The following is a 13703-nucleotide window of genomic DNA, read 5'->3' as shown; positions in this document are numbered from 1 at the left end:
GCGGCCGATCGCGCCACACCGAACCCCCGAATCGCCGTCGATTAACTAAGCTCGCGACCATGGTCGAACCTGCCACATCCACCGTGTACATCGCTTCACCCGAGGGTGACACCGGAAAATCCACGGTGGCGCTGGGCGTGCTCCAGATGTTGTGCGCGACCACCGCGCGCGTCGGGGTGTTCCGCCCGATCACCCGCTCGACCACCGAGCCCGACTACATCCTCGAACTGCTGCTCGAGCACAGCACCGCCGATATCGACTACGAGCAGGCCGTCGGCGTCACCTACGAGGACGTGCACCGCGACCCCGACGCCGCGATCAGCGAGATCGTGATGCGGTTCCACGGCGTCGCCAAGGCGTGCGACGCGGTGGTGATCGTCGGCAGTGACTACACCGATGTCGCCAGCCCCAGCGAGCTGCGCTACAACGCCCGCATCGCGGTGAACCTGGGCGCGCCGGTGTTGCTGGTGGTGCGCGGCGCCGACCGCACGCCCACCGAGGTCAAGCAACTGGTGGAGCTGTGTTCGACCGAACTGGCGGCCGAGCACGCCCAGCTGGTCGCGGTCGTCGCCAACCGGTGTGCGCCGGACGGGATCGACGAGATCGGTACCGCGCTGGCCGGTTTCGACGTGCCGTTCTGGACGCTGCCCGAGGTGCCGCTGCTGATGGCGCCGACCATGGGCGAGCTGTGCGGGGCCATCGACGGCGAGATCTACAGCGGCGACCCGGAACTGCTGCAGCGCGAGGCGCTGCGGATCCTGGTCGGTGGCATGACCGCCGAGCACATCCTGGAACGACTATCCGACGGGGTGGTCGTGATCGCCCCGGGCGACCGCTCCGATGTTCTGCTCAGCGTGGTGAACGCCCATGAGGCGGCGGGCTTTCCGTCGCTGGCCGGTGTCATCATGAACGGCGGCATCCGCCCGCATCCGGCGATCGCGCGCCTGATGGAGGGCCTGCAACCCAAACTGCCGATCCTCACCACCGAACTCGGCACCTACGACACCGCCAGCGCGGTGCACCGCACCCGCGGCCGGATGTGGGCGGGCAGCCCGCTCAAGGTGGACACGGCGCTGGCGCTGATGGAGGAGCGCGTCGACGCGCCGGAGCTGCTGCGGCGCATCCAGGTACCGCCGTCGAACGTGGTCACCCCGCAGATGTTCGAGTACCAGCTGATCGAGCGGGCCAGGGCCGATCGCAAGCGGATCGTGCTGCCCGAGGGCGACGACGACCGCATCCTGCGCGCCGCGGGCCGGGTGCTGCAGCGCAAGATCGCCGACCTCACCATCCTCGGCGACGAGACCGCCGTACGAGCCCGCGCCGCCGAACTCGGCGTCGACATCGCCGCCGCGCAGGTCCTCGATCCGCGCACCTCCGGCTACCTCGACGAGTTCGCCGCCGATTACACCGAATTGCGCAAACACAAGGGCATGACGCTCGAGCGCGCTCGCGAAACCATGGCCGACATCTCGTATTTCGGCACGATGATGGTCTACAAGGGGATCGCCGACGGCATGGTCTCCGGCGCCGCGCACACCACCGCGCACACCATTCGGCCCTCCTTCGAGATCATCAAGACGGTGCCCGGCGTCGCCACGGTGTCGAGCGTCTTCCTGATGTGCCTGGCCGACCGCGTGCTCGCCTACGGGGACTGCGCGGTGGTGCCCGACCCCACCTCGGAGCAGCTGTCCGATATCGCGATCTCCTCGGCGGGCACCGCCGCCCGGTTCGGGATCGATCCGCGGGTGGCGATGCTGTCGTACTCGACCGGGTCCTCGGGGTCCGGTGCCGATGTCGACAAGGTCCGGGTCGCCACCGAACTCGTGCGCGAACGCGCGCCGCAGCTGCCGGTGGAGGGCCCGATCCAGTACGACGCGGCGATCGAGCCGACGGTGGCCAGCACCAAACTGCCGGACTCCGAGGTAGCTGGGCGGGCAACGGTTTTCGTGTTCCCCGACCTCAACACCGGCAACAACACCTACAAGGCCGTGCAGCGCAGTGCGGGCGCGGTCGCGATCGGTCCGGTGCTGCAGGGTCTGCGCAAGCCCGTCAACGACCTCTCGCGCGGCGCGCTGGTCGCCGACATCGTGAACACGGTGGCGATCACCGCCATCCAGGCGCAGGGAGAAGACGCGTGAGCGACTTGGTGCTGGTGCTGAACTGCGGCTCCTCCTCGATCAAATACCAACTGCTGCACCCCGACTCGGCCGACGTGCTGGCCGCCGGGCTGGTGGAGAAGATCGGTGAGTCGCACGGCGGCCGGATCGTGCACGAGTGCGGCGACCGCGAGCTGGTGCACGAGGGCGTCATCGCCGATCACCGAGCGGGTCTGCGCCGGGCGTTCGAGATGTTCCGGGAGACCGGCATCGACCTGACCACGATCGGCATCGGCGCGGTCGGGCACCGGGTGGTGCACGGCGGCGAGGTGTTCTGGCAGCCGACGCTGATCACCGACGAGGTCCTGCGCATCATCGACGAGCTGTCGGTGCTGGCGCCGCTGCACAATCCGGCCAATGTGATCGGCATCGAGTCGACCAGGGAACTGCTGCCCGGCATCCCGGAGGTCGCGGTGTTCGACACCGCCTTCTTCCATGCCATGCCCGAGGCGGCCAAGACCTACGCGATCGACGCGAAAATGGCTGCCGCGCACGGTATCCGCAAGTACGGCTTCCACGGCACCTCGCACCAGTACGTGTCCGCCAAGGCAGCCGAATTCCTGGGCAGGCCCGTCGAGGAACTGAACCAGATCGTCTTCCACCTCGGCAACGGGGCGTCGGCCTCGGCCGTGGCCGGTGGCGTCGCGGTCGATACCTCCATGGGCATGACCCCGCTGGAAGGTCTCGTGATGGGCACCAGGCCGGGTGATCTCGACCCCGGAATCATGCCGCACCTGATGAATGTCGCCGGGCTGGACCTGCCCGCGGTCGAGCAGCTGCTCAACCGCAATTCCGGGATCAAGGGCCTGTCCGGGGTGAACGATTTCCGCGAGCTGCAGCAGCTCATCGACAACGGCGACGCCGCCGCGAAGCTGGCCTACGACGTCTACATCCACCGCCTGCGCCGCTATCTGGGTGCGTACCTGGTGGAACTCGGCGGTGTCGACAGCATCATCTTCACCGCGGGCGTCGGCGAGAACAGTGCGTCGGTGCGCGCGGACGCGCTGGCGGGGCTACAGAACCTCGGCATCGAGGTCGACCCGGTCCGCAACGAGACCAGGACCCCTGGCATCCGGCACATCTCGCCGGAGTTCGCGCCGGTGCACGTGCTGGTGGTGCCGACCAACGAGGAACTCGCGATCGCCAGGGCCGCGCACGCGCTGGCCGGCGGGCCTGCTTAGAACCAGGACTTGGCGCGCAGCGAGTTGGCCAGGTCGACCAGGGCGTAGCGGTGCGCGCGGTCCGGCGCGTTGCGGGCCAGCGCGCGCAGCCCGGTCTCGGTGCCGTCGCGCAGATCGCGTTCGTCGAAGGGGCGGCCGAACAGCTTGGCGTCCTTGCGTTTCGGCGTGTTACCGGCCTGCAGCCAGGCCAGTGCCGTGCCCTGCACCAGGGTGCGCATGAGGGTGGACCGGTGTTCGCCCGGCGGGATGGACTGGGCGCGGGAGGCGGCCAGGCGCAGCACCTGCTCGTCGAGCTGGGCGACCGGAGCGCTGGTGAGCAGCAACAGGATCGCCGTGGTCTGGGCGGTGGTGAAGTGCCGCGAGGCCGCGGGGACGTCGTCGAGGGCGTGCACCGCCTCGCCGACCCGGCCCGCCACCGCCAGCTGCCTGGCCAGGCCGAAGGCGGCACTCACCACCGCGCGGTCGGTGCGCCACACGGTGTCGTAGTAGCGCTCGGCAAAGGCCCGCCACTGTTCGGGGGCGTCGGAATCCCAGTGCTGCAGAATCAGTTCCGCGGTGGCGGCCAGCGCCAGCTTGGGCGCGATCTCGCCGGGCAGTACCCGCAGCACCGCCTCGAAGGCGGCGAAGGCGGCCTCGTAGTCGAGTTCGAGCAGGTGGGCCTGGCCGGTGAACCAGTCGGCGCGCCAATCGGATTCGCCGGGGACCCGATCGAGCAGATGCAGTACCGCGGCCGATTCGCCGAGTTCGAGCCGGGCCCGCGCCTCGGCGAAGACCAGCTCGCCCGCCAGCGTTTCCGGCGCGTTTTCCGGATCGGCCTCGGCCCGTTCGCGGGCCTCGTGTAGCGCCTCCAGTACCCGCTCCGGTTCCAGGTTCGCCGTCGACGCCAACAGCGGCGCCGACGGATCGGCCGGGTCGATCAGCGGAATCGGCAGCGCGGCGACCACATCGCCGGAGTCCAGCAGCGGCGAGCGGCCGACGCCGTCGAGGTAGGCGTCGGTCTGGCTGATCAGTTCCTCGGTGCCGAAGCTGGTGCGCTGGGGACTGAACACGGTGGACAGCTGGGGATGTTCGGCGCCGGTGTCGTAGGCCAGGATCTCCCGCAGCACGCCCGCGAGCTGGGCCGACATCGCCCGCGCCGTCGGAAACCGCCGGGCCGGATCGGGGTCGGTGGCGGTGAGCAGGAACCGGTGGAAGAACTCGTAGCGGGCCAGCAGCGGCTCGTCGGCGGGATCGGGGATGCCGTCGAGGTAGCGGCCGTGCTCGCTGGGCAATGCGAGGGTGAGCGCGGCCAGCGTGCGCCCGACCGTGTGGACGTCGGAGGCGGGGGTGGGGCCGGTCCTGGCGATCTCGGGGGCTTGGAAACCCTTGGTGCCGTAGAGATTTCCGTAGGCCTCGATGGTGGCGACCGCGCCCAGGTCGATCAGCTTCACCTGGTCCTCGGTGACCATCACATTGTCGGGCTTGAGGTCGTTGTAGGTCAGCCCGATCGAGTGCAGGTGGTCCAGCGCGGGCAGGATCTCCAGCACGTAGGCGATGGCCTCGGCCAGCGGCATCCGCTCACCGGGGGGCCTGGCGTCGAGGATGTCACGCAGCGAATGACCGCCGACGTATTCCATGACGATGTAACCGGTGCTCGACCCGTCGGCCGCCGTGTGCTCGACGAAGTTGTGGATCTTGACGATGCTCGGATGCGCCACTTCGGCCAGGAACTGCCGCTCGGCCACCGCGACGGCCTGCGCCTCGGCGTCACCGGCGTGCAGCAGGCCCTTGAGCACCACCCACCGGTCGCTGACATTGCGGTCGATGGCCAGGTAGATCCAGCCGAGGCCACCGTGGGCGATACAGCCCTGGATCTCGTACTGCCCGGCGACCATGTCGCCCTCGTGCAGTGACGGCCGGAAATCGTAGGCGGCGCCGCAGGTGCCGCACTGACCGGCCGAGGTCCCGGCGTGCGTCGGGGTCGATCGGCCGACCGGGTCGCCACAGCGCCAGCAGAACCGCCTGCCCTCCGAGACCACCGGGTCGGCCAATACCGCCGCGCGTGGGTCGGCGGGGGTGACGGTCGGGATCGGCACCAGGCCGGCGCCGAGCCTGCGAGTGGGGCGCGACCTGGCGGTGCGCACACTGCGACCGGACCTGGACGTGCTCGGCCCGGTCTGCGCGCCGGACGGCCAGGCGAGGTCGCCGGATCCGGTGCGGGCGGGGGCGGCCTGGGTGCCGGGTGGTTCGGTCACCGCGCGGGAGGCCTCGGTGCCGCGTCGTCCGCCGGCGCGCTGGGTGGGCGGTGGCTGATCCGGTTCGGCGGATCTGCCGGCCGCGATCTCGGTGGGCGCGTGCGGCGCCTGGACCGGCAGCGGCATGGTCTCGTCGTCGGGCGGTGCGGGCGGCAGCGTCCAGCCGCCCGGCAGTGCGCCCTCGGGGCGGTGGGTCAGCTGGGTCGGTTCGTGGCGCTCCGGATCTTCCTGCGCCGGTTCGCCGTTCGTCGGTGTGGTCATGACGATCAGTCCTGGTATGTCGGAGCGGGCGGGCTCGGCGTCTCCCCGAGGGAGGCGAGCCAGCGGCGGTGGATGCGCACCCAGGTGCCGTCGTTGCGGATGCGCTCCAGGGTGGCGTTGACGAAGCGGACCAGGTCGTCGTCGCCCTTCGGGATGCCGATGCCGTACGGCTCAGGGCTGATGCTCTCGCCGACGACCTCGGTGTAGGGGTCCTGGGCGGCCAGACCGGCCAGGATCGAGTCGTCGGTGCTCACCGCGTCGACCTGGCGCTGCTGCAGCACCACCAGGCAGTCCGCCCAGGTCGGCACCGTCAGGATGGTGGCGGCGGGCTGGTCGCGGCGGATGTGGTCGAGCGAGGTGGTGCCGCGCACCACGCACACCCGCTTGCCCGCCAGGTCGGCCAGGCCGTTGATGCCGGAGTTCTTCACCGCGAGCACCCGCTGGTCGGCGCGCAGGTACACGGTGGAGAACGCCACCCGCTGGCGGCGCTCGCAGGTGATCGTCATCGTCTTGGCGATCAGGTCGACGGTGTGGTCCTGCAGTGCCCGTTCGCGTTCTTCCGAAGCGAGACTGCGGTATTCGATCAGATCCGGGTTGCCGAGCAGGTCGCGGGCGATCTCGCGGGCGATATCGGCGTCGAAGCCGACGATCCGGCCGGTCAGCGGGTCGCGGAAGCTGAACAGGTTGCTGCCCGCGTCGAGGCCGACGATCAGCCTGCCGCGGGCGCGGATGGCATCGATCGTCGGACCGCGCGAGGTGCTGGGGCGCAGGCTGGCCGTCGGGTCGCCGCACTGCTCGCCGCTGCGGGCCGGCACCGGGGTGTCGGTGCCGATCGGGATCGCCTTGGCCGGCAGCGGCGGTTCGGAGTAGACGCTGCGGTCGTCCGGCGCCGGGGTGCTGTCGGCGCAGCCGCCGAGCAGCGCCGCCGCCGTGAGCAGCAGCGCCGCGGCGATCCGCCCGCGCCTCATCGGTACTCCCGCAGTCGCGGCCACAGGCCCAGCCCGACGCACACGGCCGCGACGATGCCCAGGATGAACGCGCCGGGGGCGAGGAAGGTCAGCACGTCGATGGCCTGGGAGACCTTGTCGCGCAGGGTGTCCCTGGTGGCCGCGGCGGCCTTGTCGAGGGCGCGGTCGATCGCGTCGACCTGGGCGGCCGCGTCGGCGGCACTCGGCCCGGTGGCTACCGCGGCCGCGCCGGTGAAATCGCCGCGGGCGAGGGTGTCGTTCATCCGCTGATGCGCGGACTGCCAGCGGGCGAGCGCGGTGCGGGCGTCGGCGACCTCGGTGCGGGCGGGCGCGTCCTGCGGGTAGCCGGCGAGCAGCTCGGTGAGCCGGGTGGTGTTGGTGTCGAAGGTGCGGTCGTAGTCGCCGGTGGCGTCGCGGCGTACCAGCTTCACCATCTCCGCCGACCTGGCCTGCTGCACCAGGATGCGGCTCTCGGCCAGCCGGGCGGCGGGTACGGCGCCCTGGTCGCGGCATTGCATCATCGACACCGCCGACACCGAGCCCGCGGCCACGGTCCACACCAGCGTCAGCGCGAGCGCGCCCGTGCCGATCAGCAGACCCATGTTGAACACCCGCCGCGAGCGCTTGGCCAGCTCCACCTGGACCCAGAGCAGGGCGCCCAGCGTCGCCATCAGCAGCACGATCGCGGGCCACGGCGGCAGCACGTGCCGGTGCTGGGCGGCGGTGACCGCGTCGAGCCGGTGGCTCTCCAGTTCCTCGGCCATCGGCAGCAGGGCCGTCTGCATCTGGTGCGAGGCCTCGCTGAGGTAAGCGGCGCCGACCGGGTAGCCGTTGCGGTTGTTGGCGCGCGCGGTCTCGATCAGGCCGGTGTAGACGGGCAGCCCGGTCGCGATGCCGGTGCGCAGTGTGCGATCGGTGCCCGACGGGTCGGCGGCTTCCTCGACGGAGATGTGCCCGGCCTGGGTCACCAGTTCGGCGGCGGCCTCACCGATGGCCTGGGTGTAGCGGTCGCGCACGGCCTGGGGCTCGAGCCCGCCCGCGATGAACGCGGTGCCCGCGGCGGCGTCGGCGATCGAGAGCGAGGTGTAGAGGTGATTGGCCGAGTGGGCGTCGGGTTCGGTGTCGTCGAGCAGGACGCCGAGAGCTTGCTGGCGGTCGCTGACGGTCGTCGAAGTCACCGCGCCCGCAGTGACGCACAGCACCATCAGCACCAGACCGGCAGCCACGAGCCGCCCCGGCGAGGACTGCACGAAGCCGCGCAACCGGGCGGGATGAAACTGCGCACGCAGGGCCTTCACATCCGGCGCGGGCGGCCGGTCGACGACGATCGCCGGTTTCCGCAATGCGGCACGTCGACCCCTCGCCGGCTCGGCCGGAGCCGCCACCGAGCCCTGCGCACCCGGCGTGGCCTGCGGCGACGGGCCGGAACGAACGGCCGCGACCTCGGTCGAGGCATCGCGATTCCCGGGTTCGACCATCGTTCACCTCCCCGTGCTGTCCGCGCACCCCTCGTGGTGCGGAGTTTATTGTGGTCCTACCGGTGGCGCAGCCCCTCAGACACCCCCGAAGCGGTTGCTGCTCGGCTGCTACGGAAGAAAGAGTATTGGATGCGCGGTGACGGAGACGGCTGGTCGGACAGTCCGGGCGGGGTTCGGCACTGGGGCAAGTACGGTGCGGCGGGTTTGTTGCTGCGCGCGCCGCTGCCCCGGGGCGGGTCGGCGGTGCTGCTACAGCACCGCGCGCCGTGGAGTCATCAGGGCGGTACCTGGGCGATCCCGGGCGGCGCGCGGGATTCCCACGAGAGCGCCGAACACGCCGCGGTCCGGGAAGCCTGGGAGGAGGCGGGCATCACCGCCGACGCGCTGCGGGTGCGCGCCGAACGGCTGACGATGACCGCGCCGAGCGGCTGGACCTACACCACGGTGGTGGCCGACGCCGAGTTCCCGCTGCCCACCATCGCCAACAAGGAGAGCTCCGAGCTGGTCTGGGTGGCCGAGGACGAGGTCGACGACCTCCCGCTGCACCCGGGTTTCGCCGCAGCCTGGCTCGACCTGCGCGCGGTGCCGTTGCGCCTGCGCTTCGCCGCCGAACCGGTCACCGACCTGCCACGGACCGTCGAACTCGCCGATCGCGGGTTCTTCTGGCTGCACGCGCTGGACGGACCCGGCGACGAGGTGACCATCGGTCCGGACCCGGCCGATGACCTGGCCGCGGCCTTGACCAGCCTGCTGACCTGAGTCGCGCTACTCGGCCGTCGCGGCGACCAGCGCCTGCTTGAGCTCCCGCGCCGCGGTCTCCGGATCGTCGGCCGCGGTGATCGCGCGGACCACGACGATCCGCCGCGCACCGGCGGCGAGCACCTCCGGCAGCCGTTCCGCGTCGATGCCGCCGATCGCGAACCACGGCATCGTCGGATGCGCGTCGGCGGTGGATCGCACCAGGTCGATGCCTGCGGCCTGGCGACCAGGCTTGGTCGGCGTCGTCCAGATCGGACCGGTGCAGAAGTAGTCGAGATGGCCGTCGATCGCCGCCAGCCCGGCCTGGGCCCGATTGTGGCTCGACCGGCCGATGACGACATCGGGGCCGAGCATGCGGCGCGCGTAGGCGGGCGGTAGATCGCCCTGCCCGAGATGCAGGACGTCGGCGCCCGCGGCCAGCGCGATGTCGGCGCGATCGTTCACCGCGAGCAGCGCGCCGTGCCTGCGGGTCGCCGCCTTGATCTCGGCGAGCGCGCCCAGCTCGGCCTTGGCCTCCAGTGGGCCGAACTCGGCCTCGCCGGGCGACCCCTTGTCGCGGAGCTGGACGATGTCGACGCCACCGGCCAGCGCGGCATCGACGAAACGGGCCAGATCGCCCTTCTCCCGGCGCGCGTCGGTGCACAGATACAGCAGCGCGTTCGACAGGCGCTCCCTGGGCGGGACGGAACGATTCGGATGGGAGGGCTGCACAGTGTCGACGGTAGTCGCGCTACCGTGGAGACGCGAACGCCGAGGCGCTCGGTAGGCGGAAAAAGACAGGTGGAACGTGATGCGAACTCTGGCGGTCGTTGGCGGCGGCGCCGTCGGACTCGCCGTCGCATGGCAGGCCGCCGAGGCGGGCTGGACCGTCACCGTCTTCGATCCCGCGCCCGGCTCGGGCGCGTCCTTCGTGGCGGGCGGCATGCTCGCGCCGCTGTCGGAGGGCTGGCCGGGGGAGGATCGGGTGCTGGCCTTCGGCGCCGCCGCGCTGGCCGCCTGGCCCGCCTTCGCCGAGCGATTGCGCGCGATCACCGGTGAGTCGGTGTTCGTCGCCGACGAGACGCTGACCGTCGCCCTCGACGGCGCCGACGCCGCCGACCTGCGCACCGTCGCCGACTGGCTCGCCGAATTCGGCCACGACCTGAAGATCCTCGACCGGGCCGGGGTGCGCGCGCTCGAACCCGCGCTGGCCCGCACCGTGCGCGCCGGTCTGCTGGCCACCACCGAACCGGCCGTCGACAATCGCCGGGTGCTGACCGCTCTGCGCGCCGCCTGCGCGGGCGCCGGGGTCGAGATCCGGGCCGAAGCTGTTGTCGCGCTCGCCGATCTGCCGCACGACCGGATCGTGCTCGCCGCGGGCGCGCACTCCGCCGACCTGTGGCCGGGACTGCCGGTGCGCCCGGTCAAGGGCGAGATCCTGCGGTTGCGGCACCGGCCCGGCGTGCGTCCGGCGCCGAGCCGGGTGATCCGGGCCAGGGTGCACGGACGGCAGGTGTATCTGGTGCCGCGCGCGGACGGAATCGTCGTCGGCGCGACCCAATACGAGGCCGGATTCGATACCGCGGTCACCGTCGGCGGGGTCCGCGACCTGATCGCCGACGCCGAGGCCATCCTGCCCGGCATCGCGGAATACGAACTGGCCGAAGCGAACGCGGGCTCGCGGCCGGGCACCCCCGACAACCTGCCGCTGGTCGGCGCGCTCGACGACCGGGTCGTCGCCGCCACCGGCCACGGCCGCAACGGCATGCTCACCCTCGCGCTCACCGCGACCCTCGTCCCCGGACTGCTCGACGACGAGTCGCCCGCGATCGCGGAAATCGCATCACCGCAACGCTTTCCGGCGCTGCAGCTGTCCCCAGGAGGAGTTCGATGACCTCGACCATCCCGATCGGCGTCACCGTCAACGGTGTCGACCACGAGTTCCCCGAGCCGCTCAGCATCCGCGAATTGCTGACCAGGCTCGAATTGCCGTGTCAGGGCGTGGCGCTGGCGGTCGACGGCGCGGTGTTCCCGAAGTCGCGCTGGGACGAGCCGGTCGGTCGCGGCTGGACCATCGAGGTGCTGACGGCGGTGCAGGGTGGCTGAGCCCGCGCCGCTGCGCATCGCGGACAAGGAGTTCGGCTCGCGCCTGGTCATGGGCACCGGCGGCGCCGAGAACCTGGCCGTCCTCGAAGAGGCCCTGATCGCCTCGGGCACCGAGCTCACCACCGTCGCCATGCGCCGGGTCGACGCCGCGGGCGGCACCGGTGTGCTGGACCTGCTGAAGCGCCTCGACATCACCCTGCTGCCCAACACCGCGGGCTGTCGCACCGCCGCCGAGGCGGTGCTCACCGCGCAGCTGGCGCGCGAGGCGCTGGAGACCAACTGGGTCAAACTCGAGGTCGTCGCCGACGAGCGCACCCTGCTGCCCGATCCGTTCGAGCTGCTCGACGCCGCCGAACAGCTGGTCGACGCCGGTTTCGTCGTCCTGCCCTACACCAACGACGACCCGGTCCTGGCCCGGCGGCTCGAGGACGCGGGCTGCGCCGCGGTGATGCCCCTCGGTTCCCCGATCGGCACCGGCCTCGGCATCGGCAACCCGCACAACATCGAGATGATCGTGGCCGCCGCGGGCGTGCCCGTCATCCTCGACGCGGGCATCGGCACCGCCAGCGACGCCGCGCTGGCCATGGAACTCGGCTGCTCGGCGGTGCTGCTGGCCACCGCCGTCACCCGAGCCCGCGAACCCGAACTGATGGCCTCGGCGATGGCCGCCGCCGTCCGCGCCGGCTACCTCGCCCGCGAGGCGGGCCGTATCCCCAAACGATTCTGGGCTCAGGCTTCCTCCCCAGCCCGGTAGTCGCTGTCTCAGGGTCGGGTCATCCTCGAGGATGACCCGACTCGCGACCTCACGGCGACGCGCTCGCCGTCTTCGTGCGGCAAGCTGGGGCGCATGATCGAGCTGAAGGGCCTGACGAAGCAATTCGGCCAGACCGTCGCGGTGCAGGACCTCTCGTTCACCGTCCATCCCGGACAGGTGACGGGGTTCCTCGGACCCAACGGTGCCGGTAAATCGACGACCATGCGGATGATCCTCGGCCTGGACCGGCCGACCTCGGGCACCGCGCTGATCGATGGCAAACGCTACGAGGATCTGGAGCGTCCGCTCACGCAGGTCGGCGCGCTGCTGGATGCCAAGTGGGTGCATCCGAACCGTTCGGCACGCGCGCACCTGGAGTGGCTGGCCGCGTCCAACGACCTCCCCAAGTCGCGGGTCGAGGAGGTGCTGCGGCTGGTCGGCCTGTCCGAGGTGGCGGGTAAGAACGCCGGCGGCTTCTCGCTGGGTATGTCGCAGCGGCTCGGCCTGGCGGGCGCGCTGCTCGGCGATCCGAAGGTGCTGCTGTTCGACGAGCCGGTCAACGGCCTCGACCCCGAGGGCATCCTCTGGATCCGCCGCTTCATGCAGCGCCTGGCCGCCGAGGGGCGCACCGTGCTGGTGTCGAGTCATCTGCTCTCGGAGATGGCCCAGACCGCCGAGCACCTGATCGTCATCGGCCGTGGTCAGCTCATCGCCGACACCACCACCAAGGACTTCATCGACCGCGCCTCCGAGCAGTCGGTCCGGGTCCGCAGCCCGCAGCTGGATCAGCTGCGCAGCCTGCTCACCTCGCACGGCATGACCGTGCGGGAAGAGGGCGACGCCGCGCTGATCGTGGCCGGGGTGACCAGCGACGAGGTCGGCAAGGTGGCAGGCACCAACAACGTCACGCTCTACGAGCTGGCGCCGCAGCAGGCGTCGCTCGAGGAGGCGTTCATGCGGATGACCGGCGGCGCCGTGGAGTACCACGGTGCGGGCCTCGACCAGGTGATGGGAGGTGCGCTCTGATGGGCGTGCTCGCTGCGGAACGAATCAAGCTCACCTCGACCCGGTCGCCCTGGTGGTGCTCGGCGATCGTGGTTCTCCTCGGTATCGGCCTGGCCGTGCTGATCGCCCTGGTCACCAAGGCCGAGAACACCCAGCCGGGGGATGTGCCGACGCTGCTCACCCCGAGCGTGGTCGTCTCCGGTGTCTCCGGTTTCGGCGTGATGGTGCTGATGATCATGGCCGCGCTGACGGTCACCAGCGAATACCGCTTCGGCGTCATCCGTGCCAGCTTCCTCGCGGTACCGAACCGCTTGAAGGTGGTGCTGTCCAAGGCCGGTCTGGTCGGCGTGTACGCGGCGGTGCTGACCGGCGTGCTCGCGCTGATCGCCTTCGTGGTGGCCAAGCTGTTCGTCGGTGACGAGGCGCCCGAACTGGTGCTCGACGGCAACTGGCGGGCCATCTACGGCATTCCGATCTACGCTTTCCTGTGTGTGGTGCTGGCCATCGGCGTCGGTGTGCTGGTGCGTCAGTCCGCCGCCGCGATCTCGCTGATCGTGCTGTGGTCCCTGCTCCTGGAGGGGCTGCTCGGCGCGTTCGGCAGCTTCGGCCGTACTGTCAAACCGTTCCTGCCGTTCCAGAATGCCAATCGCTTCCTGACCGTCGAGGACGTCTCGGGCAACTGGCACTGGGGCGTCTGGGGCAGTCTGATCTACTTCGCCGTCTTCGTGGCGATCGTGTTCGCCGGTGCCTTGGTGATGATCAACCGCCGAGACGCCTGACAGACGTCCCGGGCTGCCCTCGCAGATGCCCGGGATCAGCCCC

General features: G+C 70.9%; 12 protein-coding genes. 8 read left to right on the top strand and 4 right to left on the bottom strand.

The genetic code is table 11. The annotated features are described in order from the left end of the window. Positions 1–59: 59 nt before the first annotated feature. Together pta and NV348_RS13560 are read left to right on the top strand one after the other, a co-directional pair. Positions 60–2138 carry a phosphate acetyltransferase gene (gene pta, locus NV348_RS13565; RefSeq protein WP_447147260.1) on the top strand — a complete coding sequence of 693 codons (2079 nt, stop codon included), beginning with the start codon at positions 60–62 and terminating at the stop codon, positions 2136–2138. Next, positions 2135–3337, top strand: coding sequence for an acetate kinase (locus tag NV348_RS13560; RefSeq protein ID WP_447147259.1), 1203 nt, complete (start codon positions 2135–2137; stop codon positions 3335–3337). The genes pta and NV348_RS13560 overlap by 4 nt, the downstream gene beginning before the upstream one ends. Here NV348_RS13560 and NV348_RS13555 read toward each other — a convergent pair. Genes NV348_RS13555 through NV348_RS13545 form a run of 3 tightly spaced genes read right to left on the bottom strand, consistent with a single transcriptional unit; the run spans position 3334 to position 8278 of the window. Then, positions 3334–5832, bottom strand: coding sequence for a serine/threonine-protein kinase PknG (locus NV348_RS13555; RefSeq protein ID WP_447147258.1), 2499 nt, complete (start codon positions 5830–5832; stop codon positions 3334–3336). The genes NV348_RS13560 and NV348_RS13555 overlap by 4 nt on opposite strands. A 5-nt stretch (positions 5833–5837) precedes the next feature. Next, the gene (locus NV348_RS13550; RefSeq protein ID WP_447147257.1) at positions 5838–6800 is read right to left on the bottom strand and encodes a glutamate ABC transporter substrate-binding protein; all 963 of its coding nucleotides are present in this window, start codon (positions 6798–6800) and stop codon (positions 5838–5840) included. After that, positions 6797–8278, bottom strand: a complete 1482-nt coding sequence (locus tag NV348_RS13545) for a GlnX family signal transduction membrane protein (RefSeq protein WP_447147256.1) — start codon at positions 8276–8278, stop codon at positions 6797–6799. Before NV348_RS13545 ends, NV348_RS13550 begins: the two co-directional genes overlap by 4 nt. Positions 8279–8407: 129 nt before the next feature. Between NV348_RS13545 and NV348_RS13540 the strand changes: the two genes are divergently transcribed. Continuing rightward, a complete protein-coding gene (locus NV348_RS13540; RefSeq protein ID WP_447147255.1) occupies positions 8408–9037 on the top strand; it encodes an NUDIX hydrolase in 630 nt (209 codons plus the stop codon). A gap of 6 nt (positions 9038–9043) precedes the next feature. Here NV348_RS13540 and thiE read toward each other — a convergent pair whose 3' ends face one another. Beyond that, complete coding sequence (gene thiE / locus NV348_RS13535) at positions 9044–9748, bottom strand: thiamine phosphate synthase (protein WP_447147254.1); 705 nt, start codon at positions 9746–9748, stop codon at positions 9044–9046. 79 nt (positions 9749–9827) lie between these two features. Between thiE and thiO the strand changes: the two genes are divergently transcribed. The 5 genes from thiO to NV348_RS13510 all read left to right on the top strand — a co-directional run bounded on the left by thiO (position 9828) and on the right by NV348_RS13510 (position 13660). Then, a complete protein-coding gene (gene thiO, locus NV348_RS13530) occupies positions 9828–10910 on the top strand; it encodes a glycine oxidase ThiO (RefSeq protein ID WP_447147253.1) in 1083 nt (360 codons plus the stop codon). Next, positions 10907–11122, top strand: coding sequence for a sulfur carrier protein ThiS (gene thiS, locus NV348_RS13525; protein ID WP_447147252.1), 216 nt, complete (start codon positions 10907–10909; stop codon positions 11120–11122). Before thiO ends, thiS begins: the two co-directional genes overlap by 4 nt. Then, complete coding sequence (locus NV348_RS13520; RefSeq protein WP_447147251.1) at positions 11115–11876, top strand: thiazole synthase; 762 nt, start codon at positions 11115–11117, stop codon at positions 11874–11876. The genes thiS and NV348_RS13520 overlap by 8 nt, the downstream gene beginning before the upstream one ends. Positions 11877–11969: 93 nt before the next feature. Beyond that, positions 11970–12902: an ABC transporter ATP-binding protein gene (locus NV348_RS13515; RefSeq protein ID WP_355274513.1), complete on the top strand. Its 933-nt coding sequence runs from the start codon at positions 11970–11972 to the stop codon at positions 12900–12902. Next, positions 12902–13660 (top strand): ABC-2 transporter permease family protein, encoded by a 759-nt coding sequence (locus NV348_RS13510; RefSeq protein ID WP_447147250.1) that lies wholly within the window; start codon positions 12902–12904, stop codon positions 13658–13660. The genes NV348_RS13515 and NV348_RS13510 overlap by 1 nt, the downstream gene beginning before the upstream one ends. The last annotated feature ends 43 nt before the right edge of the window (positions 13661–13703 follow it).

It is taken from the genome of Nocardia fodinahabitans, assembly GCF_052983615.1.
This window is presented reverse-complemented; position numbering and strand designations above follow the sequence as displayed.